This is a genomic window from Pseudomonas cerasi (assembly GCF_900074915.1).
Lineage (GTDB): Bacteria > Pseudomonadota > Gammaproteobacteria > Pseudomonadales > Pseudomonadaceae > Aquipseudomonas > Aquipseudomonas cerasi.
On record NZ_LT222319.1, the window covers coordinates 402809 to 427672 of the forward strand.

Genomic DNA, 24864 nt, shown 5'->3' on the forward strand with positions numbered 1-24864 from the left:
GCCGGTCAGGCGTTGTGAACTTGTCGTGCAGGCGGGTGATCCAGTCTTTGCGTGGCAAATAATGTCCGCAACCCCGGAAAAAAGCCTATGGTCGTCTATCTGTGATTGCCCCCGGCCTGTCCGTGAGGGAAAATGACCTTCTTTTTCTCAATCCTATTTCTTAATTCCCAGGAGATCAGCGATGCCAAGCCGTCGTGAGCGTGCCAACGCTATTCGTGCCCTCAGCATGGATGCCGTGCAAAAAGCCAACAGCGGCCATCCGGGTGCCCCCATGGGCATGGCGGATATCGCCGAGGTTCTTTGGCGCGATTATCTGAAGCACAACCCGGCAAACCCTGCGTTTGCCGACCGTGACCGTTTCATCATGTCCAACGGCCACGGCTCGATGCTGGTCTACTCGTTGCTGCACCTGACCGGCTACGACCTGTCCATCGACGACCTGAAAAACTTCCGTCAATTGCACAGCCGCACTCCGGGTCACCCGGAATACGGATACACGCCTGGCGTCGAGACCACCACCGGTCCGCTGGGTCAGGGCTTTGCCAACGCCGTCGGTTTCGCTGCTGCCGAGAAGACCCTCGCCGCACAGTTCAACCGTCCAGGCCACTCGATCGTCGATCACCATACCTACGTGTTCATGGGCGATGGCTGCATGATGGAAGGTATTTCCCACGAAGCGGCGTCGCTGGCCGGCACGTTGCAGCTGAACAAGCTGATCGCGTTCTACGACGACAACGGCATCTCCATCGATGGTGAAGTGGAAGGCTGGTTCACCGACGATACGCCTAAGCGTTTCGAGTCGTACGGCTGGTTGGTGATCCGCAATGTCGACGGTCATGACCCTGAAGAAATTAAGACAGCCATCGAAACCGCTCGCAAGAGCGACCAGCCAACGCTGATCTGCTGCAAGACCACCATCGGTTTCGGTTCGCCGAACAAGCAGGGCAAGGAAGAGTCCCACGGTGCGCCACTGGGTGCTGACGAAATCGCCCTGACCCGTGCCGCGCTGAAGTGGAATCACGGTCCTTTCGAAATCCCGGCTGATATCTATGCCGAGTGGAACGCGAAGGAAAAAGGTCTGGGGGCCGAAGCCGAGTGGGACCAGCGCTTTGCTGCCTATTCCGCCGCGTTCCCGGAGCTGGCCAACGACTTCATTCGTCGCATGAGTGGGCAATTGCCTGCAGATTTCGCTGAAAAATCAGCGGCTTATGTCGCTGAAGTCAACGCCAAGGGCGAAACCATCGCCAGCCGCAAGGCCAGCCAGAACGCACTGGGTGCACTCGGCCCGTTGCTGCCTGAAATTCTGGGTGGTTCGGCTGACCTTGCCGGATCCAACCTGACCATCTGGAAAGGCTGCAAGAGCATCACCGGCGAAGACCCTAACGGCAACTACCTGCATTACGGTGTTCGCGAGTTCGGTATGGGCGCCATGATGAACGGCATCGCCCTGCACGGCGGCTTCGTGCCTTACGGCGCAACCTTCCTGATCTTCATGGAATATGCTCGCAACGCGGTGCGTATGGCCTCGTTGATGAAGAAGCGCGTGATCTACGTATTCACTCACGACTCCATCGGTCTGGGCGAAGACGGCCCGACTCACCAGCCGATCGAGCAATTGACCAGCCTGCGTACCACGCCGAACCTGGACACCTGGCGTCCTGCGGATGCCGTGGAGTCGGCCGTGGCATGGAAACACGCTATCGAGCGTGACGATGGCCCGTCGGCACTGATCTTCTCCCGTCAGAACCTGACTCATCAGGCGCGTGACGAGAAGCAACTGTCATGCATCGCGCGTGGCGGTTACGTACTGCGTGATTGCGCTGCCGAGCCTGAGCTGATCCTGATCGCGACCGGTTCGGAAGTCGGTCTGGCTGTCCAGGCTTACGACAAACTGACCGAGCAGGGCCGCAACGTGCGCGTGGTGTCCATGCCATGCACCAGCATTTTCGAAGCTCAGGATGCTGCTTACAAGCAGGCGGTGCTGCCGTTGCAGGTCAGCGCGCGTATTGCCATCGAAGCGGCTCACGCCGACTACTGGTACAAATACGTAGGTCTGGAAGGGCGCGTGATCGGCATGACCACCTTCGGCGAGTCGGCCCCTGCGCCAGCGCTGTTCGAAGAGTTCGGGTTCACGCTGGAAAACGTCCTGAGCACTGCTGAAGAGCTGCTCGAAGACTGATCAGCTATGTGATGTTGATGTTGTGGGAGCGACCGGGGCGGCGATCCGCCTTGCTCGCGAAGGAAGCGCCTCGGTGAGTCAGGCAAACCGGGTGCTCCCATTCGCGAGCAAAGCGGATCGCCGCCCCTGTTGCTCCCACAGGTTTTATCGTTTACGCAATCAGATCCAGCCCCTGGCGAAAATTTCATGCCCCAGCCCCGCCCTTACAAAGTTGCTCTGAACGGTTACGGCCGTATTGGTCGTTGCGTTGTTCGCGCGCTGTGCGAGCGAGGGGCCAAGGCCGGGTTTGAAGTGGTTGCCATCAACGATCTGGCCGACATGGCCAGTCTTGAATACCTCACGCGCTTTGACTCCACACACGGCCGGTTTCCCGGCGAAGTGCGGGTCGAAGGGCAATACCTGCACATCAATGACCACCGGATCAAGGTCCTGCGCAGTGCGACGCCCGAAGGCATCGACTGGGCCGGTCTGGAAGTCGATCTGGTGCTTGAGTGTTCCGGTGTCTACAACACTCGCGAAGATGGCCAGCGCTTTCTGGAGGCCGGTGCGCCGCGGGTGCTGTTTTCCCAGCCGATGGCCAGCGAACGGGATGTCGATGCCACCGTCGTGTTCGGCATCAATCAGCACAAGCTGACTGGCCGCGAGCTGCTGGTCTCGGCCGCGTCGTGCACCACCAACTGCAGCGTGCCGCTGCTGCGCTTGCTGGATCAGGCCATCGGCCTGGAATACATGACTATTACCACCATCCACTCGGCGATGAATGATCAACCGGTGATCGACGCTTATCATCACGAGGATCTGCGCCGTACGCGGTCGGCTTTCCAGTCGATCATTCCGGTGTCCACCGGTCTGGCGCGAGGAATCGAACGGCTGCTTCCGGAACTTGCCGGCCGAATTCAGGCCAAAGCTGTTCGCGTGCCGACGGTGAATGTGTCCTGTCTGGACATTACGTTGCAGATGTCGCGAGACACCGATGCCGTGGAGATCAACCGTATCCTGCGTGAGGCCGCCACCAGCGGTCCGCTCAAGGGGCTGCTGGCCTACACGGAATTGCCGCACGCCAGTTGCGATTTCAACCATGACCCGCATTCGGCCATTGTCGATGCGAGTCAGACCCGCGTTTCCGGACCCCGGCTGGTCAATCTGCTGGCCTGGTTCGACAACGAGTGGGGCTTTGCCAATCGAATGCTCGACGTCGCCGATCACTTTCTGCGCGTCGCTGACCAATAACGGTAAAAAAACAGGAATGCTCATGACCGTCTTGAAGATGACCGACCTCGATCTGCAAGGTAAACGTGTACTGATTCGCGAAGACCTCAACGTCCCGGTAAAGGACGGCGTAGTCAGCAGTGATGCACGTATCCTCGCTTCGCTGCCGACCATCAGGCTGGCGTTGGAGAAGGGCGCGGCCGTCATGGTCTGCTCACACCTTGGCCGCCCGACCGAGGGTGAGTTTTCTGCCGAGAACAGCCTCAAGCCGGTTGCCGACTACCTGAGCAAGGCGCTGGGTCGTGACGTTCCGCTGGTTGCCGATTACCTGGAAGGGGTCGACGTGAAAGCGGGTGATGTCGTCCTGTTCGAGAACGTTCGCTTCAACAAGGGCGAGAAAAAGAACGCCGACGAGCTGGCGCAGCAATACGCAGCACTGTGCGACGTGTTCGTGATGGATGCCTTTGGCACCGCCCACCGTGCCGAGGGTTCTACTCACGGCGTGGCAAAATTCGCCAAGGTGGCAGCGGCAGGTCCGTTGCTGGCCGCCGAGCTTGAAGCACTGGGCAAGGCCCTGGGCGCTCCGGCCCAGCCGATGACCGCCATCGTGGCGGGCTCCAAGGTCTCCACCAAGCTGGACGTACTCAACAGCCTGAGCGGCATCTGCAATCAGTTGATCGTCGGCGGCGGCATTGCCAACACCTTTCTGGCTGCGGCTGGTCACAAGGTCGGTAAATCGTTGTACGAACCTGACCTGCTCGACACCGCTCGCGCCATCGCCGCCAAGGTCAGCGTGCCATTGCCGACGGACGTGGTGGTTGCCAAGGAGTTCGCCGAGAGCGCTGCCGCTACTGTCAAACTGATCGCTGACGTCGCCGATGACGATATGATTCTCGATATTGGCCCGCAAACTGCTGCGCATTTCGCCGAATTACTGAAATCTTCCGGGACTATCCTGTGGAACGGTCCGGTCGGCGTTTTTGAGTTCGATCAGTTCGGTGAAGGCACCAAAACGCTGGCCAAGGCCATCGCTGAAAGCCAGGCGTTCTCCATCGCGGGCGGTGGCGACACGCTGGCGGCCATCGACAAGTATGGTGTGGCAGAACAGATTTCCTACATTTCGACCGGTGGCGGTGCGTTCCTCGAGTTCGTGGAAGGCAAGGTTCTGCCTGCGGTGGAAATGCTCGAACAACGCGCCAAGGCTTGAGTGAAAGCCTTGGACAAGGAGTGGTCAATGGTCAGGGCGTTACCGTGGTTTCTCATCGCAGGTTTACTGGCCGGTTGCGCGGGCAAGCCTGCGGCTGAAGAGGTGGAGAGCGACTCCCCGACCCAACCGCTCCAGTTAAGCTGCTATCAGGCGGGCTGGCAGGCAGAAACGGTGCCGGTGATCTACAAGCGCGGCGGCCCCGAGGTGTGGGATCGTTACGAATTCATGCCGCGGACAGGCAATGTAGGGTGTCTGTGAGCCAGGTCTGAAACCCGTTGGCAACATTGACGGGCTTCAGCGGTCTTTAAAGGGTGGATATTTTTCCGGGAAAGGAGTTTCGCCATGAAGATCGCTGCCCTGGCTCTGATGAGCTGCATTGTACTGGCTGGTTGTACCGGTTCTGGCTCGCGTGCCAAGACCTGTCAGATATTCAGCCCGGCCGCCGTGAATGTGCCAACGACTGAAAACAGTCAACGGGTTGAGGCACATGTCACCGGTGAGCCGGCCGATGACCGAAAACAGGAACAGAACTGCCCCTGACAGTTGAAACGAACGGCACACGCCGCGTTTCGCAGGGCAGCCAGGAGACGTAATGAAAGGCGTGATTGCCCTCGGGGTGTTGGCAGTGCTTGGCGGTTGTTCGAGCATGAGTTCATCGCAGCAGAATGACCCTTGGAATCGCTGGGTATGTGACAGCAATGCAGAGGTCAACTGGCGCTACATCGACTCGGCCAAAAAGGAAGTCGATGTTCGTCTGAATCAAAGCGATCAGGTGTTCAGGCTCAAGGCTGAACCCGGCGCTGCCAGCGGTACGCTGTACAGCAACAATGTGTTGGCATTCGTCAACAAGGGTAGCGAGGGCCTGATCTATTGGGACGCTACCAACGATCTGATCGGTCGCGGCTGCAAGGCCAGATAAGTCGGATCTCGGGCACACACGCGCGGCCTTGTGGCTGAGCTTATAACTTGAATGGCAGCCGCCACTACGGCAGGCTTGCTCGACTAACGACCCTACCGGGAGAGACACAGACAATGGCACTTATCAGCATGCGCCAGATGTTGGACCACGCAGCCGAATTCGGCTACGGCGTTCCAGCTTTCAACGTAAACAACCTGGAACAGATGCGCGCCATTATGGAAGCGGCCGACAAGACCGACTCCCCGGTGATCGTCCAGGCTTCTGCCGGTGCCCGCAAATACGCCGGTGCGCCGTTCCTGCGTCACCTGATCCTCGCCGCGATCGAAGAATTCCCGCACATCCCGGTGGTCATGCACCAGGACCACGGTACCAGCCCTGACATCTGCCAGCGCTCGATCCAGCTGGGCTTCAGCTCGGTGATGATGGACGGCTCGCTGCGTGAAGACGGCAAGTCTCCGGCCGATTACGACTATAACGTCGACGTGACCCGTCGCGTTGTGTCCTTCGCTCACGCCTGCGGCGTTTCCGTGGAAGGCGAGCTGGGCGTGCTGGGCTCGCTGGAAACCGGCATGGCTGGTGAAGAAGACGGCGTGGGTGCGGAAGGCGTTCTGGATCACAGCCAGATGCTGACCGACCCGGAAGAAGCCGCTGACTTCGTCAAGCGCACTCAGGTCGATGCCCTGGCCATCGCCATCGGCACCAGCCACGGCGCTTATAAGTTCACCAAGCCGCCTACCGGCGACATCCTGGCGATCGAGCGCATCAAAGAGATCCACAAGCGCATCCCTAACACTCACCTGGTGATGCACGGTTCTTCGTCCGTTCCACAGGAATGGCTGAAAATCATCAACGAGTTCGGCGGCGACATCAAAGAAACCTACGGTGTGCCGGTCGAAGAGATCGTTGAAGGCATCAAGCACGGCGTGCGCAAGGTCAACATCGATACTGACCTGCGTCTGGCATCGACCGGTGCGATCCGCGAATTCATGGCCAAAAACCCGAGCGAGTTCGACCCGCGCAAGTACCTGGCCAAGACTGTCGTGGCCATGCGTGACGTATGTATCGCCCGTTATGAAGCATTCGGCACCGCTGGCAACGCCTCGAAGATCAAGCCGATCTCCCTGGACGCCATGTTCGAACGCTACGCGCGTGGCGAGCTGGATGCCAAGGTCAACTGAGTTGATTGAGCATTGAAGAAACCCGCAGAAATGCGGGTTTTTTTATGTCGGGTCAAAAGTAACTGCGCGGCGAATGAATGTGACGCGGAGCGTCACGAACTGCATTCCCACGCTGGAGCGTGAGGAACGATAATCCCCGCTATCGTGCGACGCTCTGCGTCGCATGCCGTTCTGGACGCTTTGCGTCCTCTCTCGAAAGGCTTAAACGCTCTTCATCACACCCGCACACGCCGCCTTGTATGCTTCGTGCTGATACTTGTTCAGGGTGTCGGGCAGGGCGAAGGTGTGTTTCTTGTTCTGCGCATTGACAGTCTGCGGCGAGATCAGCACCACGTTGCAATCAGACATCAGTTGAAAGATGGTTTCGATCTTGAAGGTGGTCGGCCCGCCAGCGAATTCGCCTTTCTTGCTGCGCTTCTTGATAACCACATGGCTGATGCCGTTTTCACGCACGAAACCGGCGAGTTGCGTGGAGAAGGCTTTGACGTTGGCGGCCTCGTCATCGTCCTCCAGCGCAAGCTTCTTGGTGGCGAGCGGCAAGTGCTCGATGCCGCCATTACGTCGAGTGGCGAGGGCGAAGATAGCTTCGCTGCCTTTGATTTCTACACCGCAAATAATCATGAGAAAACCTGATGAGCTCGTTCATATAAAGAGGCAGGTTATCTCATCGTAGACGTTATTCCTGCGCTATCGACTCCAGATACTCCGAGCGCTCGTCACTCATGCGCGCAATGCAGTCGTTTTCGCTGATAGTGAAGGCTTTGCTGCCTGCTGCAGAAGGGAAGACCTCAACCGCGCAGTCGGCGTCACGCAGCTTCTCCCAGGCTTGCTGAGCGGTCTTGAGTTTGCTGGTAAAGTCGTTGAACTGCGTCTTGTTGGCGACGAACTGCGACTGAACGCGCTTAAGCAGGTTGTCGAAGTTTTCCTTGAGCAACTGTTCGGCAGTGGTGCGGCTGTAGGCCGAGCATTCCAGGGTCTGCTTGTCGTCCTCGACACCGTCGCAGGGCGACGCGTCTGGATTCTGGGCGGCGTGTACGCCTGTCACGGCCGTCGTCATAAGGGCCAGGGTCAGCAAAAACGTTTTCATCGAGTCGCTCCGATCCATTGATAGGCTCGATTCTGTCTCAAGCGTGAGACATTGAACAGGTTTACGACATCGCCCGACGACTCGCCGTCCCCCTTTGTCGCATCTTGACGCTTTCGGCAAACCCCCTGTCGTTTTTGCACCCGGTTCCCCTGACCCTCCGGCATATGCTGACCCCATTAGCGCCGACAGCCGATTCGGCGCACCGCAATCAAAAAAGGGGACAGCCTGATGAGCCCAGCCGAATTACACGCCGACAGCATCGTTATTGACGGGCTGATCATCGCCAAGTGGAACCGCGAGCTGTTCGAAGACATGCGCAAGGGCGGCCTGACCATGGCCAACTGCACCGTGTCGGTGTGGGAGGGCTTTCAGGCGACCATCAACAGCATCTGCACCAGCCAGAAACTGATGCGCGAAAACAGCGACCTGGTCATGCCGGTGCATACCACAGCCGACATCCGCAAGGCCAAGGAACTGGGCAAGACCGGCATTCTGTTCGGCTTCCAGAACGCACACGCCTATGAAGACCAGATCGGCTACGTCGAGATCTTCAAGAAGCTCGGCGTCGGCATCGTGCAGATGTGCTACAACACCCAGAATCTGGTGGGCACGGGCTGCTACGAGCGCGACGGCGGGCTGTCGGGTTTCGGTCGTGAGATCGTCGCTGAAATGAACCGTGTCGGGGTGATGTGCGACCTGTCCCACGTCGGCTCGAAAACCTCGGAAGAAGTCATTCTCGAATCGAAAAAGCCGGTCTGCTACTCCCACTGTCTGCCCTCCGGCCTCAAGGAACACCCGCGCAACAAGTCCGACGCCGAACTGAAGTTCATCGCCGATCATGGCGGTTTTGTCGGCGTGACCATGTTCGCGCCGTTCCTGGCCAAGGGCATCGATTCGACCATTGACGATTACGCCGAAGCCATCGAATACGTCATGAACATCGTCGGCGAAGACGCCATCGGCATTGGCACTGACTTCACTCAGGGTCACGGCCAGGAGTTTTTCGAGTACCTGACCCACGACAAGGGCTACGCCCGCCGCCTGACCAACTTCGGCAAGATCATCAACCCGCTGGGCATCCGCACCGTTGGCGAGTTTCCCAATCTGACTGAAACGCTGCTCAAGCGCGGTCACTCCGAACGCGTGGTGCGCAAGATCATGGGCGAGAACTGGGTCAACGTTCTGGCCGACGTCTGGGGCGAGTAACCCGCCCGCCATACCTTATCGAATTGAACCCCCACGGCCCTTCGAGCGGTGGGTGTAGCCCGAATCATCTGGAGTTTGACCGCCATGGCTAAAATCGCCCCGCAACTGCCCATCGAAGTCGACAGCGAAACCGGCGTCTGGACCTCCGATGCGTTGCCGATGCTGTACGTGCCCCGGCACTTTTTCGTCAACAACCACATGGGCATCGAAGAAGTGCTGGGCGCCGATGCCTACGCCGACATCCTCTACAAGGCGGGTTACAAATCCGCCTGGCACTGGTGCGAAAAGGAAGCCGAATGCCACGGCCTGGAAGGCGTTGCGGTGTTCGAGCACTACATGAAGCGTCTGTCGCAGCGTGGCTGGGGCCTGTTCAAGATCCAGGACATCGACGTCGAGAAAGGAACTGCCAGTGTGAAGCTGGAGCACTCCTGTTTCGTGTACGTCTACGGCAAGGTCGGGCGCAAGGTCGATTACATGTTCACCGGCTGGTTCGCCGGGGCCATGGATCAGATCCTCGCTGCCAGTGGCAGCGCTGTGCGTACGGTTGCCGAGCAGGTTTACGGTGGTTCCGAAGACGGTCATGACGACGGTCTGTTTGTCGTCAAGCCGCTGTAAATCGAGGATCGGGTTATGGCTTTCGAAGCGATGTTCCAGCCGATCCAGATCGGCAAGCTCACCATCCGCAATCGCGTGCTGAGCACTGCGCACGCCGAGGTCTACGCCACCGATGGCGGCATGACCACGGATCGTTACGTGAAGTACTACGAGGAAAAAGCCAAGGGCGGCATCGGCCTGGCCATTTGTGGCGGCTCTTCAAGCGTGGCCATCGACAGCCCGCAAGGCTGGTGGAAATCGGTCAACCTGGCAACCGACAGAATCATCCCGCACTTCCAGAACCTTGCCGACGCCATGCACAAGCATGGCGCCAAGATCATGATCCAGATTACCCACATGGGCCGTCGCTCGCGCTGGGATGGCGATCACTGGCCGACCCTGATGTCGCCGTCGGGCATTCGCGAGCCGGTACATCGGGCAACCTGCAAAACCATCGAGCCCGAGGAAATCTGGCGGGTGATCGGCAACTACGCCAGTGCTGCGGCGCGTGCCAAGGCCGGTGGTCTGGATGGCGTCGAGTTGTCGGCGGTGCATCAGCACATGATCGACCAGTTCTGGAGCCCGCGGGTCAACAAGCGCACCGATGAATGGGGTGGCAGTTTCGAGAACCGCATGCGCTTCGGCCTGGAAGTGATCAAGGCGGTGCGCAAGGAAGTCGGCCCCGACTTCTGCGTAGGGTTGCGCATCTGTGGCGACGAGTTTCATCCCGATGGCCTAAGCCACGAGGACATGAAACAGATCGCCAAGTATTACGACGACACCGGCATGATCGATTTCATCGGCGTGGTGGGCTCGGGGTGTGACACCCACAACACCCTGGCCAACGTTATTCCGAACATGAGTTACCCACCGGAGCCGTTCCTGCACCTGGCTGCCGGGATCAAGGAAGTGGTCAAGGCCCCGGTGCTGCACGCGCAGAACATCAAGGACCCGAACCAGGCAACGCGAATTCTGGAAGGTGGCTATGTCGATATGGTCGGCATGACCCGCGCGCACATTGCCGACCCGCACCTGATCGCCAAGATCAAGATGGGCCAGATCGACCAGATCAAGCAGTGCGTCGGTGCCAACTACTGCATCGATCGCCAGTATCAAGGGCTGGATGTGCTGTGCATCCAGAACGCCGCCACGTCCCGCGAATACATGGGCGTGCCGCACATCATCGAGAAATCCGCCGGACCCAGGCGCAAGGTCGTGGTGGTCGGTGCCGGTCCTGCCGGGATGGAAGCCGCACGGGTCTCTGCCGAACGCGGACATGACGTGACCCTGTTCGAGAAAAAGGACTTCATCGGCGGGCAGATCACCACCGCATCGAAGGCACCGCAGCGCGACCAGATCGCCGGCATCACGCGCTGGTTCCAGCTTGAGCTGGCGCGCCTGAAAGTCGACCTGCGTCTGGGCACCGCAGCGGATGCGGCAACCATTCTCGATCTGCGGCCCGACATCGTGGTGCTCGCGGTCGGCGGTCACCCGTTTCTTGAGCAGAACGAACACTGGGGGGCGGCTGAAGGCCTGGTGGTCAGCAGTTGGGATGTGCTGGACGGCAAGGTGGCGCCCGGCAAGAACGTGCTGGTCTACGACACCATCTGCGAGTTCACCGGCATGTCGGTGGCCGATTTTCTGGCCGACAAGGGCTGCCAGGTCGAAATCGTCACCGATGACATCAAGCCGGGCGTGGCGATTGGCGGAACCTCGTTCCCGACCTACTACCGCAGCATGTACCCCAAGGAAGTGATCATGACCGGCGACATGATGCTGGAAAAGGTCTATCGCGAGGGCGACAAGCTGGTGGCGGTGCTGGAAAACGAATACACCGGCGCCAAGGAAGAGCGGGTCGTCGATCAGGTGGTGGTGGAAAACGGCGTGCGTCCCGACGAAGCGATCTACTACGCGCTCAAGGAAGGCTCGCGCAACAAAGGCCAGATCGATATCGATGCGCTGTTCGCCATTCAGCCACAGCCATCGTTGAGCCAGCCGGGTGACGGTTATCTGCTGTTCCGTATCGGCGATTGCGTGGCGCAGCGTAATACCCACGCGGCGATCTATGACGGCTTGCGGCTGTGCAAGGACTTTTAAGGCTCGCCTGTCTTTGATTCCGGCCGCAGGCCGTGGGAGCGAACGGGTTCGCGAATGCGATAGATCAGCCGACATGCGGGTTGTCTGATCCACGGTTTTTGCGAATCAACGAAGCGTCACCCGGACTGCAAGACCGCTTGGTACCTGGAGCTTCAGATGCTAGACACCCTTCTTCCGATCCTGCTGTTCAGCGCCCTGGCCCTTGCGGCGCTGGGCGCCTGGCGGCGGGCAACCCTGTGGCGCAACGGTCGGTCCTCGAAAGTCGATTGGCTGGGTGGTCTGCTGGCCATGCCCAAGCGGTACATGGTCGATCTGCATCACGTGGTCGCGCGTGACAAATACATCGCCAACACCCACGTGGCCACAGCGGGCGGAGCGGTGGCCTCGATTGTGCTGGCGATTCTGGTGCACGGTTTCGGTGTGCATAACCGCGTGCTTGGTTACGCACTGCTGTTGATGACGGCGGTGATGTTCGTCGGTGCGGTGTTTGTCTATCGTCGTCGTCTCAACCCGCCTGCGCGTCTGTCGAAAGGCCCGTGGATGCGCCTGCCGAAAAGCCTCATGGCGTTTTCCGCGAGCTTCTTTCTGGTCACGTTGCCAGTGGCGGGCATTCTTCCCGAGCACTTCGGCGGATGGGTACTGGTCGCTGTTCTCGGGCTGGGCGTGCTGTGGGGCGTAAGCGAACTGTTTTTCGGCATGACCTGGGGCGGGCCGATGAAGCACGCCTTCGCCGGGGCGCTGCACCTGGCCTGGCACCGGCGTGCCGAGCGTTTTGGTGGTGGACGTTCCACGGGCCTGAAACCTTTGGACCTGAACGATCGAACCGCACCGCTGGGCGTGGAGAAACCTCAGGACTTCACCTGGAACCAACTGCTGGGCTTCGACGCCTGCGTGCAGTGCGGCAAGTGCGAAGCGGCCTGCCCGGCGTTTGCCGCAGGCCAGCCACTCAACCCTAAAAAGCTGATTCAGGACATGGTGGTCGGTCTTGCCGGGGGCACCGACGCAAAATTTGCCGGCAGTCCCTATCCATCGCTGGACGGCAAAGGCAAGCCACTGGGCGAGCATGGTGGTAATCCGCATCAGCCCATCGTCAACGGGCTGGTGGACGCCGAAACGCTGTGGTCCTGCACCACGTGCCGAGCCTGTGTCGAAGAGTGCCCGATGATGATCGAGCACGTCGATGCCATCGTCGACATGCGCCGCCACCTGACCCTCGAAAAGGGCGCTACGCCGAACAAGGGCGCCGAGGTGCTGGACAACCTGATCGCCACCGACAACCCCGGCGGGTTTGCACCGGGCGGGCGAATGAACTGGGCGGCCGATCTGAACCTGACATTGCTCAGCGAGAAAAAAACCGTGGATGTGCTGTTCTGGGTCGGTGATGGCGCGTTCGACATGCGTAATCAACGCACCCTGCGCGCGTTCGTCAAAGTCCTCAAGGCGGCCGGGGTGGATTTCGCCGTGCTGGGCCTCGAAGAACGCGACAGCGGTGATGTGGCCAGGCGGTTGGGCGATGAAGCGACCTTCCAGATGCTCGCCCTACGCAACATTCAGACCCTGTCCCGTTACGATTTCAAACGTATCGTGACCTGCGACCCGCACAGCTTTCATGTGCTGAAAAACGAATATGGCGCTTTTGGCGGTGACTATCAGGTGCAGCATCACAGCACCTTCATGGCCGAGCTGGTGCGCAGCGGCGCCCTGACGCTGGGCCAGCACAAAGGCGCCAGCGTGACTTATCACGATCCGTGTTACCTGGGCCGTTACAACGGCGAATACGAGGCGCCGCGTGAAGTGCTGCGCGCGCTGGGGATCGAGATCAGGGAAATGCAGCGCTCGGGCTTTCGCTCCCGCTGCTGCGGTGGCGGCGGTGGCGCGCCCATCACTGACATTCCCGGTAGACAGCGGATTCCTGACATGCGCATGGACGACATTCGTGAGACGGCTGCCGAGCTGGTTGCGGTAGGTTGTCCACAGTGCACAGCCATGCTCGAAGGCGTTGTCGAGCCGCGACCACTGATCAAGGACATTGCCGAACTGGTCGCCGATGCGCTGATTGAGGAAGTTATCCCCAACACCCCAGCGCCTGCCAAACGTAAACCCGCGGAGGTGCTCTGTTGAGTGACATTATCCGCCGTGATCCGCGCGCCGAGTGGATTGCCCGTAATCGACTGCACCCACTGCATGCGGCCATGCAGCCGGCGCAGAGCCGCTGGATGGGGCCGAACGGCCTGATGCGCAAGAACGTGCATGGCCTGGGTTTTATCGGTCCCAACGGCATCAAGCGTATCGACCGCAGCGGCGCTCAGCAGGGCGGCACGGTCAAGCGTTCGGCCGCTGCCGACGTGCAGTTGCCGCTGCATAGCATCGTCGAGCCAGCGTTCCATATCACGGTGGTGCCCGATATGGTCGGCGGCCGTCTGAGCAGCCACGACCGCGACTTGCTGGGGCTGGCGCGTCAGCTGGCGGGGGCAGACGGTGCCGTGCTGGCGGTGGTGTTCGGCGAACACAAGGAAATTGCTTTCGACGTTGCTGGCGTGGATCGGTTATTGATTATCGACGGTGCCGGGTTCGACGGTTATTCACCGGAACAGCGCGTGCAGGGTTTGCGAGCTGTGGATAACCAGTTCAACCCGCGCCACTGGCTGCTGCCGGACAGCCGCACCGGCGGTGGCGAACTGGGAAGACGTTTTGCCGCCAGCATCGGCGAGCGACCTGCAACGCGGGTCTGGCAGGTCAAGGACCAGCTGTGCATAAGTCGCGCAGGTGCCGGTCGCGAAGACCTGGTTCGGCCTCTGGCCCGTCTGATTCTGGCCGCTGTAGAGTGCGCTGAACCGGTCAGCGATACCCGTCATGAGGTAGTGCCGGTCGAGTTGTCCACAGGCGTGGCGCGCAGCCTGCCGCGTATAGAGGACCTGGGAGCGGTTGCCGTCGATCCCGGAGCTATCCCCATGGCTGACGCCGAATTCATTCTGTCTGGCGGCAATGGTGTCAAAGACTGGGACCTGTTTCATCAGGCCGCTTCGGCACTCGGGGCCACCGAAGGGGCGTCGCGGGTCGCAGTGGACGATGGTTTCATGGGCCGCGAGCGGCAGGTAGGCGCGAGTGGCACCTGGGTGACCGCAAGGGTGTATGTCGCCGTCGGTATTTCCGGGGCCATCCAGCATCTGCAGGGTATCGGCGCCTGTGACAAGGTCATTGCGATCAATCTGGATGCGGGGTGCGACATGGTCAAGCGTGCAGATCTATCGGTCATCGGCGAGAGCGCCGAAGTACTTAAGGCGCTGATCGCCGCAGTCGAAGCCTGGCGCAGCGGAGGTAAGCGTGATGCAGCCTGAAGTGTCTGTGGATAAGCATGCGGTACAGATCATCAGTCTGGTGTCCATCGGGGCGCACCCGACATCAGGTCGTGCGCGCCGCGCCGAACAGGATGCGCGGGCCGTCGAGCTTGGTTTGCAGCTGGCTGGGGATAACTTGCAGGTACTGCACGCCGGCAATGCCGAAGAACCGGCGCTGCGCGCTTACCTTGGCATGGGGCTCAACGAGCTGCATGTGCTGGAGCAACCCGAGGGCGCCGATGCGCTGATTGCGTTGACTGACTACCTCCGGGATTCTGCCGCGCAGGTGGTGTTGGCCGGCAGTCAGGCTGAAACCGGTGAAGGGTCGGGGATGCTGCCCTTTCTGTTGGCTGAAAGGCTGGGCTGGCCACTGGTGACCGGTCTGGCTGAAGTCGAGTCGTTGAACAACGGCACCGCACTGGTGTTGCAGGCTCTGCCTCGCGGCCAGCGTCGCCGGCTGAAGGTTCGTCTGCCGTTTCTGGCCACTGTGGATAACGCCGCTCCCAAACCCCGGCAGAGCGCGTTCGGGCCTGCACAGCGTGGCACGCTGGACACCGAACTGGTTCAGGTCGTTGCCGATGAGTTATTGACCGACCAAGCGCTGCAGCCAGCCAGACCGCGGCCCAAACGCTTGAAGGTCATCAAAGCCAAGAGCGGCGCTGATCGCATGAAAGCCGCCACTGCCAAGGCCAGTGGCGGCGGGGGCCAAGTGCTCAAGGGGCTGCGCCCTGAAGAGGGCGCAGCCGCGATTCTGAAGCTGTTGATCGATGAGGGCGTCGTAAAGTAAGGCTAAGGTTTTGTGCTGCCCTCTTTGAGGGGCGGTTTGCCTTCTGCTCGGAGAGAGGCCGGAAGTAGGCATACGAAATACTTCCTTTCAGATCACCGCCATTGCTGACCTCGACTTTGACATCCGCGTTTTCGTAACGGCGGTTGAAACTCGAAATGGTGGTGGGTAGCACAATGGCTCGTTCGAACGTCACGCCTGTACGGCCTTGACCAATATTCTTTTCGGGAAGACTTACGCACAATCCCTGTGCGTGTGCCTGTGGATAATGTGTTCGTGAACGTCTGAAGGGCTTGTAGAACGCGGCTTTTGGAGTGGTGTTCAAAAAACGATCAATCTAACTCTTTATTTTCATTGCATTTTTTTGTGGATAAATGCGCGCTGCCATCTGCCAGCCACTGGGTTTGCCCACAATCTCTGTGCGCGTGCTTGTGGACAAGTTGTTTGTGATTGCCTGCAAGCCTTGTAAATAAAGGCTTTGGAGGTTTTGTATGAAAAATGATCAAAGCAGGGTTTTGCGTGCAGCGTTGGTTCATTCGGGTGGTTTTTCAGCCATTTTATACGTTGTCCACAGCAGGCCGGGTGATTGGGACGAAGTTGTACCCAAAGTCTGTTGGCGCTTCTGTGGATAAGGTGTTCGTGCTCGTCTGTAGCCCAATGAAATGAAGCTCTACAGAGATTTGGTTAAAAAACATACAGGCTCTGTGACTTAGGTGTTCCATGGTAAGTCATTGTTGTCCTGACTATTTCCAGGCCCATGAAAAAACGACTTACCCATAAACGCTTTTTGGGCGCTGTGGATAAGTCGTTCAGTTATGACATCGTCACCGTCTGTTTACGAGCCAGAGCCGGTACGCATGAGGCTCACTGCCATTCTTTGGGCCAGTCGCGGAAACCTCTGCCGCCTGCTTGCTCGGTCCAGGGCGCCCATAACGTCGGCACGGTGCCCGGCGCCCAGTCTGGTTGTGAATGGTGAGAATTGATGCAGATGTAAGAGGCACCCGCATGCATCACCTTATTCCCCTTCACGTAGTCAGTATCATCGTCCCATTCAGGCAATGCTTCGCTGGTCGAGGCCTGCACAACGTTGCTAGGCCCAGACAGTTCTAGATCTTTATCGCGTGCACCGACCAGATACTGATAGGTCTTGCCTGGGGTCAGGCCTCTGACGGTAAAAGTCAGTACGGTTGAATCGACGGTCACAGCAGGCGCGTCGAAACTGTAGACACGGTAGACGTCAACGGCAGTACCCCCGGCAGGTGCATCCCATGCCAGTGAAACACTGGTGGTGGTCTCACCTGTCTGACGCAAGTTGCCCGGTGGCGCAGGTCGATCATCGGACGCCTCGGAGTCTGTAGTGGCCAGAAGTTTTTCAGAGAGTCCTGAGCTGTTACCCATACTGTCGGTCGCGATGATGTGATAATCATAAAGGCGGCTTTGCAGAAGGCCTTCGTCGGTGAAGGGAGGAGCTTTGCCCTTGCCTATCGAAACACCCTTGCGGAACAGCTCATAGTGAAACGGACCGCTGGCATCCGTCGAAACACTCCAGTCCAGCGTTATCGATGTGGTGGTCCGCCCGGTTGCCCTGAAGTCGACAGGTAATGAAGGTTTATAGGGTTCCGAATCTGTTGTGATTTCTATCAGGTTGCTGACCTCTGACCATTGAAGTTCTTCGTCTCTTGCCACAACGCGGTATTTATACGTACGGCCCGGGGTGAGTTCTTCATCGGTAAACGCATACGTTTCACCGCTGAGCGCTGTAGTAGGCCAGCCGTCCCGGTCAATTTGATACCTGTTGATTGGGCTATCGCTGGTAGACGCTGTCCATGTCAGCGACACACTTTTATCGGTGACGCCTGACAGGCTCAAGACCGGTGCTGTCGGTTTCGCACCACCGCCGCTCCCTGCCTGTGTACTCACGCTGATCGCTGTGGAGAATGCCGAGGTGTTGTCCATGACATCAATGGCACGTACCTGGTAGCTGTAAGTGGTGCCGGGCTGAAGGCCGGTATCTTCAAAGTCAGGACGGCTCACCGTAAAGAAGAGAGTGCCGTTACGGAGCACTTCATATTTCAGAACCGGGTTCGTGCCTTCCGAAAGCGACCAGGCCAGTTTCACCGACGTTGGGGTTTGCCCGGTTGATCTGAGGTCAGTGGGCACTGAAGGCTTGTCCGGTACGGGCGTTTCACCACTGGTGAGATAACCGTAGCGGTTCACGAACTCCCAGCTGTATTCCTTGCCACCCTTGTCTTTCCCGGCATCCCAGTTGACCGACCAGGTCATCAGCCCGCGAATCGGGTTGCCGGCGTCTTCCAGCTCTTGCAGTGCATCCTTGACGTCCTGCGGATCAACCACGTAACCGGTGGCGGCGGCGTCATTGTTGGTCGGTAGACCAATGGCCAGCCTGTCTGCCGGAATTTTAGTGAAGCCACGCGTACCGTGGATCAAGCTGTCGGTCAGGTAGTAAAGAAACTCTTTCTTATGGGCGTCGTTGTTTTGAGTGACCCACAGGTTCAGCTCATCGACCCATATGCCATCGCCGCCCTGGTTGTAATACTGAGGCGCGATAAAGTCATAGATGTCTTCCAGCGCATTGATGTAAGCAAGGTAGGCACCGCCGGATCTCAGGGAGTCGAGAAAGGTTACAAATTCTTTCAGGAAAGGAAAATACGTCGTGATCTCTTTCAATATCGGCAGTTTTTTGCTGGCCCTCAGGTAGGGGAACTCGGGGGCCATACTGATAATGAAGTGCTTTCCTTCTGTCTCGTAATGTTCGCGCACCATCCTCAACGCAGCGGGTAATACGGTCCGGTTATCGGCAAAGGTAATAGCAGCTTGTTCAAGGTCGATATCCAGGCCGTCAAAGCCATAGGTTTCAACCAGACGAATAATTTCATAGGCCAGTGCATCTTCCTGACCGGTATATAGCTCAATATGCGCGTCAGCCCCGCCAAGAGAAATCAGCACCGCACGTCCTTGTGCATTCAGTGCTGCCACTTGGGCGCGAAACGCAGCATCGCTCAGGTTATAAGGCTTGAATGTAGGAATGCCGGCACCTTTCATGAAGGCCACTGCCACGACGTTATACGCTTCGGGTATGTCGGTCAGCGCCATCTCTTTGAACAGGCCTTGCTGGTAACCTTGACCGGGTTCGGAAGGCCAGTTATGCCAGAACCCCATGAGAATATTTTTGCCTCTTATGTCCGGCATGGCCGAGGCTGCATCGACTGTTTTATTTTTATATTGATTAATGTTTTTTGGGGTGAGCATGGTCCGTGTCTCCGTCCGTTGGATTGACTGCAACGGGAGTTGATCACGAAAGATTTTTTTGGGTAACTGTCAGAAATGACGGTATCGGCGCGAGGGTTTTTGTGTCGGCGTGGTCAGTTCAGACTCACTTCGTGAATGAAGTGAGTCTGACTTGATGGGTCGCGTTGGCGGGGGCAATCTCTATTCGTGATTCACCGCCACACCCTTCAAATAAGGCGCAGGTTCTGCGCCAAGGTTTTCCAGCATGCGCGAGCTGTACCAGTCGACGAAGTTGACCACGCCGAACTCATAGGTTTTCGAATAAGGGCCGGGTTGATAGGCGCTGGAGTTGATGCCGCGCTGATTTTCTTCGGCAAGACGACGGTCCTGATCATTGGTGGCGTCCCAGACCTGGCGCATACGCTCGACGTCGTAATCCACGCCTTCGACCGCATCCTTATGGACAATCCATTTGGTGGTGACCATGGTTTCCTGCGCGCTGATCGGCCACACCGTGAAGACGATGATGTGATCGCCCATGCAGTGGTTCCAGGAATGCGGCAAATGCAGAATACGCATCGAGCCCAGGTCAGGGTTCTGAATGCGGCCCATCAGTTTCTTGCAGCCGACCTTGCCGTCCATGGTCATCGATACGGTGCCTTTGAGCAGCGGCATGCGCACGATACGGTTACGCAGGCCGAAACTGGCGTGGGCGTACGGGATTTTCTCGGCTTCCCACGCAGCAGCAGACGCGGCCACATGATCCTTGAAGGCCTGATCGGCACGCGGGTCGGTGACGTCGTCCCATTCCAGCAACGTCTTGAGCAATTCAGGGTGCGAGCCGCCACAGTGATAGCACTCGCGGTTGTTTTCCAGCACCAGCTTCCAGTTGGCCTTTTCCATCAAGGTGGTTTGCACGGCCACCTTGGTATTCTCCATGTCATACGGTTCCATGTAGTGCCGCAGCGTCGACAGGAACTCGTCAATGGCAGGCGGGTTTTCCGCGAGGCTGATGAAAATGTAGCCACCTGCGGTCTTGACGTGCACCGGCTTGAGGCCGAACTGCTTCATGTCGAAGTCGTCGCCCATTTCAGTGCCCGCATACAGCAGACGACCGTCCAGCTCATAGGTCCACTGGTGATAGTGGCAAACCAGTTTGGCGACTTTGCCTTTCTCGGCAGTACACAGGCGCGAGCCGCGATGGCGGCATACGTTGTGGAATGCGTTGACGACACCGTCCGGGCCGCGCACGACCAGGATCGGGTTCTTGCCGATCTGCAGCGTCAGGTAATTGCCTTTGGTCGGGATTTCGCACGTCATCCCGGCAATCAGCCACTCCTTGTGAAAGATTTCCTGCATGTCGATTTCAAACAGTCGCTCATCACTGTAGAAAGGCTGCGGCAGCGAGTACGTGCGCTCGCGATTCTGCAGCATCTCGGCAGTGGCCTTGCGTGCAGGTTCCAGCGGATCGCCCAGGCTCAAGGTTGCGGTGACGTCCATCGATTAAATCCCTCATGACCGCGGCATGGGCGGCCTGCGAATGTGGCTGATACGGGTGTGATCGCGTTTCACGCATGACGATAGATCAGTCGACCATGCTTATGACCCTTGGTGGCGAGTGTGGAGCCGGGCGCGCAGCGAACCTTATCCATGGGCGACATGGCCGCATCCGTTCCCGACGCGACAGGCCTTGTTGCACGGGGCTGGTCGCGGTAAGTACGTGAATGTCGTTGATAGGTAAATGGCCGTCTCGCGCGTTACGCAGAATCCGCAGCATGAGAGGCCGACAGTCGGCCGTGGAGATCGAGTATGTCCCAAAGTTTCCTGAGCCCGGTCACGACCCAGACATGGGCCAACGGGCGTCACCTGGTACGTGTCGTCAAAGTCATCCAGGAAACCTGGGACGTGCGCACGTTCTGCTTCATGGCCGACCAGCCGATCATGTTCTTCTTCAAGCCGGGCCAGTTCGTGACCCTGGAGCTGGAGATCGACGGCCTGCCGATCATGCGCTCTTACACCATCTCCAGCTCGCCATCGGTGCCGTACAGTTTTTCTATCACCGTCAAACGCGTGCCGGGCGGCAAGGTTTCCAATTACCTGCATGACACGCTGATTGAAGGACAGGAGCTGGCGGTACACGGGCCGGTCGGGCTGTTCAACGCCATCGACTTCCCGAACCCGAAGATTCTCTACCTCAGCGGCGGGGTCGGCATCACGCCGGTGATGTCCATGGCGCGCTGGTTCTACGACACCAACGCCAACGTCGACATGGTCTTCGTGCACAGCGCGCGTTCACCGAAAGACATCATTTACCACCGCGAGCTGGAGCACATGGCCTCGCGGATCGACAATTTCAGCCTGCACCTGGTCTGTGAAAAGCATGGTCTGGGCGAGCCGTGGGCCGGTTATCGCGGCTACCTGAACCAGAAAATGCTCGAGCTGATGGCCCCGGACTTCATGGACCGTGAGGTGTTCTGTTGCGGACCGACGCCGTACATGACAGCGGTCAAGCGTCTGTTGCAGGAGAACGGCTTCAACATGGCGCAATACCATGAAGAGTCGTTCGGTGCGACGCCGCCCGAGGCCAGGGCAGATGCCGTCGAGCAGGCCGAAATCGCCGCCGACGCGCCCGACATCGACATCGCCGACCTGCATCAGGTGGAGTTCACCGACACCGGCAAGAGCATCCGCGTCGGGCCGGGCGAAACCGTGCATGCCGCCGCCGCCAAACTCGGCCTGATGATCCCCAAAGCCTGCGGCATGGGCATCTGCGGAACCTGCAAGGTCATGAAACTGAGCGGTGAAGTCGAGATGGAGCACAACGGCGGCATTACCGACGAAGATGTTGCAGAGGGGTACATTCTTTCCTGCTGCAGCGTGCCGAAGGGCGATGTGCGGATTGAGTACTGAGCACGCCTGAAACTGTGTGGCGCAAAGGGTCACGAACGGCATACCCACGCGGAGCATGGGTACGATAGACGTTCTTGAGGGCGCCTACCGGCTAAGATCCACTGTGACTCTGCTTATAAGCCGCCAGCGCGGGCAGCAGTTGCTGGTCGATGGCCTGGCGCACGGCGGGGAGGAGGGTGGCGCTGCCGGTCAGAAGTTGTTCTACCAGACGTCGCAAGGCGGTCGCGCGTTCGGCGTTGAGGCCGCAGACGGCGTTTGCGCAGGCTTGTTCAGCGGTTGCGCCGCCGGGGGCTTCGAAGCCCAGGGCTCTGAGCTGGCCGAGCAGGTCTTCCTGGTCAATCAAATCCGCGTGCATCATGACGTCTGTTCCTTTGATCGGGCTTGTTCCGATTCTGGAAGGACAACCGCCTGCGGGCAACCCCTGCCCGTCGTGCGTGGCAGGATTGGCTACAAGTGTGTCGTTTTCAGTTCATGCGGTCATTCGGTTTGCAGGTTGTCTATGGTTCTGTCGACCATGACCTTGGCCATTTCCACCAGGTGCATGATCGAAAGCGTCATGTCGCGCTGGGTGCCGGTCATGCTGTCGCTGAATTCACAGGCGCTGGTGGCGGCGCAGCGCAGCAGGTCGCTGGCATGCATCAGAGCGTCTTCCTGGCTGACGTTGGCGCTGACGGTGAAGAGGGGCGGATCGGGGACGATTTTTAGCATGTGATGTATCTCCTGGAGTTTTAGAAGACCATCACCGTCGGCTACTAATCGAGGGTGGTGATCATGCGCAGGTAGTAGCCCGGTCCAGGAACCCCGGTGCATCCAAAGATGCCCCACGCACGACCACCATAAAAGCGCAGGCCGTGAAAGGGCACCTGCACAAGGTGGCGCAATGCGCCTGGATAACGAGGGCTACTAATCCTCACCGCTGAATATGCAGCGACGGGCGCAGAGTAGAGATCGAAACAGGCAGGCACAAGGGGCCGGGAGTTTCTCGGAAATTTCCTTCAAGTGAAAGAGACCAGTCCCGCAAATTCGTTACAAATTCTTGTTCATTGCTCAGGTTTGCTAAACTGCGCAGCTTGCCAGGAGCTGCCATGAATTACCGTCACGCCTACCATGCCGGCAACCACGCCGACGTCTTCAAACACCTGACCCTGACTCGCCTGATCGCCCTGATGGCGCGCAAGGAGCAGCCGTTCGCCTATCTCGACACCCACGCCGGGCTTGGCCTGTACGACCTCAAAGGCGATCAGGCCACGCGCACCGGAGAATGGCTGGAGGGTATCGGCCGTCTGTGGAACGCCACGGACCTGCCTGCGCTGGCGTCCGACTATCTGCAAGTGCTGCACGACATGAACCCGGATGGCGAGCTGCGCTACTACCCCGGTTCGCCGGAGCTGGCCCGCCGCCTGACCCGCGAGCGCGAGCGTGTGCTGCTCAACGAGAAGCACCCCGAAGACGGGCGTCTGCTCAAGGAGAACATGAAAGGCGACCGCCGTGTGGCGGTGCATCTTGGGGAGGGCTGGCATGTCCCGCGCGCCTTGCTGCCTGTGGCGGAAAAGCGTGCCGTCATGCTCATCGACCCGCCATTCGAGCAACTCGATGAAATGAAGCGTTGCGCGGTTGCGCTCAAGGAAGCCATCGGGCGCATGCGTCAGACAGTGGCGGCGATCTGGTACCCGATCAAGGATACCCGCCTGCTGCGCCGCTTCTATCAGGACCTGGCAGAAACCGGCGCGCCCAAGCTGTTGCGCGTTGAACTGTTCGTCCATCCGCTGGACACACCGGCCAGCCTCAACGGTTCAGGCCTGGCCATCGCCAACCCGCCTTGGGGTCTGGAAGAAGAATTGCGCGAGCTGATGCCGTACCTCGCCCAGAAACTGGGCCAGACCCAGGGCGGCTGGAAGATGGACTGGTTGATTGCGGAGTAGGCTTGCCTGCATCCATCACTGCGTGCCCATGCGGAGCACTCAGCGTTGTACACAGATCCTGGCAAGCCCAGAAGACTGTGTAGGGCGTGTAGGTGCGTACCGTGCAACGCTTCGCTGGTTCGCGATCTGCCGGGAACCGGCAGCAAAACCGCTTGCCTCGGTGCGCCAGATACAGCCGAGGTGTCCGGTTTTGGGGCCGCTTCGCAGCCCATCGCGGACAAGTCCGCTCCTACGCCCTCCGGGCAGAAGCCCGTTTCCTGACGCCCCGGCAGGGGCGTGTCTCAAGCCGGCATGCACACACCCGTGCCGCCCAGCCCGCAGTAGCCCTGTGGGTTCTTGGCCAGGTATTGCTGGTGGTAGGCTTCGGCAAAGTAAACCGTCGGTGCCTGCTCGATTTCGGTGGTGATGCTGCCCAGACCGGCCTTTTTCAGTTCCGCCTGGAAGGTCTCTGCACTGGCTTTGGCGGCGTCGAGCTGCTCGGGAGTGGTGCAGTAGATCACCGAACGGTACTGAGTGCCGATGTCATTGCCCTGACGCATGCCTTGAGTCGGGTTGTGTACTTCCCAGAACACTTTGAGCAGGTCTTCGTAGCTGATTTTTGCTGGCTCGTAGACCACCAGTACCACTTCGGTGTGGCCGGTCAGCCCGGAGCAGACTTCTTCGTAAGTCGGGTTCGGAGTAAACCCGCCTGCGTAGCCGGCGACAGTGCTCACCACACCGTCCTGTTGCCACAGACGACGTTCTGCGCCCCAGAAGCAACCCATGCCGAAGATGGCGAATTCGACATTGCTCGAAAACGGCCCCAACAGCGGATTGCCGTTGACGAAGTGGGTTTCCGGAAGCGCCATTGGTGTTTCACGACCCGGCAGTGCTTGTTCGGCGGTAGGCAGTACGTTTTTGTTCACTAGAATTTCCGAGCGCAAAGTCATGAACCATATCCTCTCGTGTGGAGATCGGCAGCGGGGCCAGGACGGATGATCAATAC

At 59.0% G+C, this 24864-nt stretch carries 22 protein-coding genes; 15 read left to right on the forward strand and 7 right to left on the reverse strand.

Annotated features, from left to right (window positions below):
* Positions 1 to 181 precede the first annotated feature (181 nt).
* The 7 genes from tkt (at position 182) to fba (ending at position 6692) form a co-directional block, all read left to right on the forward strand.
* On the forward strand, positions 182 to 2179 hold the full coding sequence (gene tkt, locus PCPL58_RS04295; protein ID WP_065348884.1) for a transketolase: 1998 nt from the start codon (positions 182 to 184) through the stop codon (positions 2177 to 2179).
* 186 nt (positions 2180 to 2365) lie between these two features.
* Positions 2366 to 3409 (forward strand): erythrose-4-phosphate dehydrogenase, encoded by a 1044-nt coding sequence (epd, locus tag PCPL58_RS04300; protein WP_003411999.1) that lies wholly within the window; start codon positions 2366 to 2368, stop codon positions 3407 to 3409.
* A 22-nt stretch (positions 3410 to 3431) separates the two neighbouring features.
* Complete coding sequence (locus PCPL58_RS04305; RefSeq protein WP_003372628.1) at positions 3432 to 4595, forward strand: phosphoglycerate kinase; 1164 nt, start codon at positions 3432 to 3434, stop codon at positions 4593 to 4595.
* A gap of 27 nt (positions 4596 to 4622) precedes the next feature.
* A complete protein-coding gene (locus PCPL58_RS04310; RefSeq protein ID WP_010432320.1) occupies positions 4623 to 4853 on the forward strand; it encodes a putative periplasmic lipoprotein in 231 nt (76 codons plus the stop codon).
* An 84-nt stretch (positions 4854 to 4937) separates the two neighbouring features.
* Positions 4938 to 5135 carry a hypothetical protein gene (locus PCPL58_RS04315; RefSeq protein WP_003372626.1) on the forward strand — a complete coding sequence of 66 codons (198 nt, stop codon included), beginning with the start codon at positions 4938 to 4940 and terminating at the stop codon, positions 5133 to 5135.
* A 52-nt stretch (positions 5136 to 5187) separates the two neighbouring features.
* Positions 5188 to 5514 carry an MliC family protein gene (locus PCPL58_RS04320; protein WP_065348885.1) on the forward strand — a complete coding sequence of 109 codons (327 nt, stop codon included), beginning with the start codon at positions 5188 to 5190 and terminating at the stop codon, positions 5512 to 5514.
* A 113-nt stretch (positions 5515 to 5627) separates the two neighbouring features.
* Entirely contained in the window at positions 5628 to 6692 is a 1065-nt protein-coding gene (gene fba, locus PCPL58_RS04325) for a class II fructose-bisphosphate aldolase (protein WP_003372623.1), read from the forward strand.
* Between the two features lie 201 nt (positions 6693 to 6893).
* Here fba and PCPL58_RS04330 read toward each other — a convergent pair whose 3' ends face one another.
* Both PCPL58_RS04330 and PCPL58_RS04335 read right to left on the reverse strand, forming a co-directional pair.
* The gene (locus PCPL58_RS04330; protein WP_003372607.1) at positions 6894 to 7313 is read right to left on the reverse strand and encodes a DUF3010 family protein; all 420 of its coding nucleotides are present in this window, start codon (positions 7311 to 7313) and stop codon (positions 6894 to 6896) included.
* Between the two features lie 55 nt (positions 7314 to 7368).
* Complete coding sequence (locus PCPL58_RS04335; protein ID WP_003405168.1) at positions 7369 to 7779, reverse strand: lysozyme inhibitor LprI family protein; 411 nt, start codon at positions 7777 to 7779, stop codon at positions 7369 to 7371.
* A gap of 228 nt (positions 7780 to 8007) precedes the next feature.
* Here PCPL58_RS04335 and PCPL58_RS04340 point away from each other — a divergent pair, with 228 nt between their 5' ends.
* The 6 genes from PCPL58_RS04340 (at position 8008) to etfB (ending at position 15801) form a co-directional block, all read left to right on the forward strand.
* Positions 8008 to 8985: a dipeptidase gene (locus PCPL58_RS04340; RefSeq protein WP_065348886.1), complete on the forward strand. Its 978-nt coding sequence runs from the start codon at positions 8008 to 8010 to the stop codon at positions 8983 to 8985.
* Positions 8986 to 9069: 84 nt separating this feature from the next.
* A complete protein-coding gene (locus tag PCPL58_RS04345; RefSeq protein ID WP_003432482.1) occupies positions 9070 to 9600 on the forward strand; it encodes a DUF5943 domain-containing protein in 531 nt (176 codons plus the stop codon).
* A 15-nt stretch (positions 9601 to 9615) separates the two neighbouring features.
* Positions 9616 to 11676: a dimethylglycine demethylation protein DgcA gene (gene dgcA, locus PCPL58_RS04350; protein WP_003432483.1), complete on the forward strand. Its 2061-nt coding sequence runs from the start codon at positions 9616 to 9618 to the stop codon at positions 11674 to 11676.
* 156 nt (positions 11677 to 11832) lie between these two features.
* Positions 11833 to 13797, forward strand: coding sequence for a dimethylglycine demethylation protein DgcB (dgcB, locus tag PCPL58_RS04355; protein WP_065348887.1), 1965 nt, complete (start codon positions 11833 to 11835; stop codon positions 13795 to 13797).
* Entirely contained in the window at positions 13794 to 15014 is a 1221-nt protein-coding gene (gene etfA, locus PCPL58_RS04360; protein WP_065348888.1) for an electron transfer flavoprotein subunit alpha, read from the forward strand. Before dgcB ends, etfA begins: the two co-directional genes overlap by 4 nt.
* Complete coding sequence (gene etfB / locus PCPL58_RS04365) at positions 15004 to 15801, forward strand: electron transfer flavoprotein subunit beta (protein WP_065348889.1); 798 nt, start codon at positions 15004 to 15006, stop codon at positions 15799 to 15801. The genes etfA and etfB overlap by 11 nt, the downstream gene beginning before the upstream one ends.
* Before the next feature lie 861 nt (positions 15802 to 16662).
* On the opposite strand, the gene PCPL58_RS04370 is transcribed toward etfB, so the two are convergent.
* Positions 16663 to 19068: a fibronectin type III domain-containing protein gene (locus PCPL58_RS04370; RefSeq protein WP_065348890.1), complete on the reverse strand. Its 2406-nt coding sequence runs from the start codon at positions 19066 to 19068 to the stop codon at positions 16663 to 16665.
* 180 nt (positions 19069 to 19248) lie between these two features.
* Positions 19249 to 20547, reverse strand: coding sequence for a glycine-betaine demethylase subunit GbcA (gene gbcA / locus PCPL58_RS04375; protein WP_065348891.1), 1299 nt, complete (start codon positions 20545 to 20547; stop codon positions 19249 to 19251).
* Between the two features lie 309 nt (positions 20548 to 20856).
* On the opposite strand from gbcA, the gene gbcB reads away from it, so the two are divergent.
* Complete coding sequence (gbcB, locus tag PCPL58_RS04380; RefSeq protein ID WP_003372583.1) at positions 20857 to 21957, forward strand: glycine-betaine demethylase subunit GbcB; 1101 nt, start codon at positions 20857 to 20859, stop codon at positions 21955 to 21957.
* A 91-nt stretch (positions 21958 to 22048) separates the two neighbouring features.
* On the opposite strand, the gene PCPL58_RS04385 is transcribed toward gbcB, so the two are convergent.
* Positions 22049 to 22315, reverse strand: a complete 267-nt coding sequence (locus PCPL58_RS04385; protein WP_003393668.1) for a hypothetical protein — start codon at positions 22313 to 22315, stop codon at positions 22049 to 22051.
* 119 nt (positions 22316 to 22434) lie between these two features.
* Positions 22435 to 22665: a DUF6124 family protein gene (locus PCPL58_RS04390; protein ID WP_003432502.1), complete on the reverse strand. Its 231-nt coding sequence runs from the start codon at positions 22663 to 22665 to the stop codon at positions 22435 to 22437.
* Between the two features lie 377 nt (positions 22666 to 23042).
* On the opposite strand from PCPL58_RS04390, the gene PCPL58_RS04395 reads away from it, so the two are divergent.
* Entirely contained in the window at positions 23043 to 23879 is an 837-nt protein-coding gene (locus PCPL58_RS04395; RefSeq protein WP_003432503.1) for a 23S rRNA (adenine(2030)-N(6))-methyltransferase RlmJ, read from the forward strand.
* Positions 23880 to 24160: 281 nt separating this feature from the next.
* On the opposite strand, the gene msrA is transcribed toward PCPL58_RS04395, so the two are convergent.
* On the reverse strand, positions 24161 to 24808 hold the full coding sequence (gene msrA / locus PCPL58_RS04400) for a peptide-methionine (S)-S-oxide reductase MsrA (protein WP_065348892.1): 648 nt from the start codon (positions 24806 to 24808) through the stop codon (positions 24161 to 24163).
* Positions 24809 to 24864: the final 56 nt, after the last annotated feature.

What these genes read in the sequence shown, in the direction of transcription:
- tkt (WP_065348884.1), top strand. Translation starts at nt 182, where the DNA reads ATGCCAAGCCGTCGTGAGCGTGCCAACGCTATTCGTGCCCTCAGCATG.
- epd (WP_003411999.1), top strand. Translation starts at nt 2,366, where the DNA reads ATGCCCCAGCCCCGCCCTTACAAAGTTGCTCTGAACGGTTACGGCCGT.
- PCPL58_RS04305 (WP_003372628.1), top strand. Translation starts at nt 3,432, where the DNA reads ATGACCGTCTTGAAGATGACCGACCTCGATCTGCAAGGTAAACGTGTA.
- PCPL58_RS04310 (WP_010432320.1), top strand. Translation starts at nt 4,623, where the DNA reads ATGGTCAGGGCGTTACCGTGGTTTCTCATCGCAGGTTTACTGGCCGGT.
- PCPL58_RS04315 (WP_003372626.1), top strand. Translation starts at nt 4,938, where the DNA reads ATGAAGATCGCTGCCCTGGCTCTGATGAGCTGCATTGTACTGGCTGGT.
- PCPL58_RS04320 (WP_065348885.1), top strand. Translation starts at nt 5,188, where the DNA reads ATGAAAGGCGTGATTGCCCTCGGGGTGTTGGCAGTGCTTGGCGGTTGT.
- fba (WP_003372623.1), top strand. Translation starts at nt 5,628, where the DNA reads ATGGCACTTATCAGCATGCGCCAGATGTTGGACCACGCAGCCGAATTC.
- PCPL58_RS04330 (WP_003372607.1), bottom strand. Translation starts at nt 7,313, where the DNA reads ATGATTATTTGCGGTGTAGAAATCAAAGGCAGCGAAGCTATCTTCGCC.
- PCPL58_RS04335 (WP_003405168.1), bottom strand. Translation starts at nt 7,779, where the DNA reads ATGAAAACGTTTTTGCTGACCCTGGCCCTTATGACGACGGCCGTGACA.
- PCPL58_RS04340 (WP_065348886.1), top strand. Translation starts at nt 8,008, where the DNA reads ATGAGCCCAGCCGAATTACACGCCGACAGCATCGTTATTGACGGGCTG.
- PCPL58_RS04345 (WP_003432482.1), top strand. Translation starts at nt 9,070, where the DNA reads ATGGCTAAAATCGCCCCGCAACTGCCCATCGAAGTCGACAGCGAAACC.
- dgcA (WP_003432483.1), top strand. Translation starts at nt 9,616, where the DNA reads ATGGCTTTCGAAGCGATGTTCCAGCCGATCCAGATCGGCAAGCTCACC.
- dgcB (WP_065348887.1), top strand. Translation starts at nt 11,833, where the DNA reads ATGCTAGACACCCTTCTTCCGATCCTGCTGTTCAGCGCCCTGGCCCTT.
- etfB (WP_065348889.1), top strand. Translation starts at nt 15,004, where the DNA reads ATGCAGCCTGAAGTGTCTGTGGATAAGCATGCGGTACAGATCATCAGT.
- PCPL58_RS04370 (WP_065348890.1), bottom strand. Translation starts at nt 19,068, where the DNA reads ATGCTCACCCCAAAAAACATTAATCAATATAAAAATAAAACAGTCGAT.
- gbcA (WP_065348891.1), bottom strand. Translation starts at nt 20,547, where the DNA reads ATGGACGTCACCGCAACCTTGAGCCTGGGCGATCCGCTGGAACCTGCA.
- gbcB (WP_003372583.1), top strand. Translation starts at nt 20,857, where the DNA reads ATGTCCCAAAGTTTCCTGAGCCCGGTCACGACCCAGACATGGGCCAAC.
- PCPL58_RS04385 (WP_003393668.1), bottom strand. Translation starts at nt 22,315, where the DNA reads ATGATGCACGCGGATTTGATTGACCAGGAAGACCTGCTCGGCCAGCTC.
- PCPL58_RS04390 (WP_003432502.1), bottom strand. Translation starts at nt 22,665, where the DNA reads ATGCTAAAAATCGTCCCCGATCCGCCCCTCTTCACCGTCAGCGCCAAC.
- PCPL58_RS04395 (WP_003432503.1), top strand. Translation starts at nt 23,043, where the DNA reads ATGAATTACCGTCACGCCTACCATGCCGGCAACCACGCCGACGTCTTC.
- msrA (WP_065348892.1), bottom strand. Translation starts at nt 24,808, where the DNA reads ATGACTTTGCGCTCGGAAATTCTAGTGAACAAAAACGTACTGCCTACC.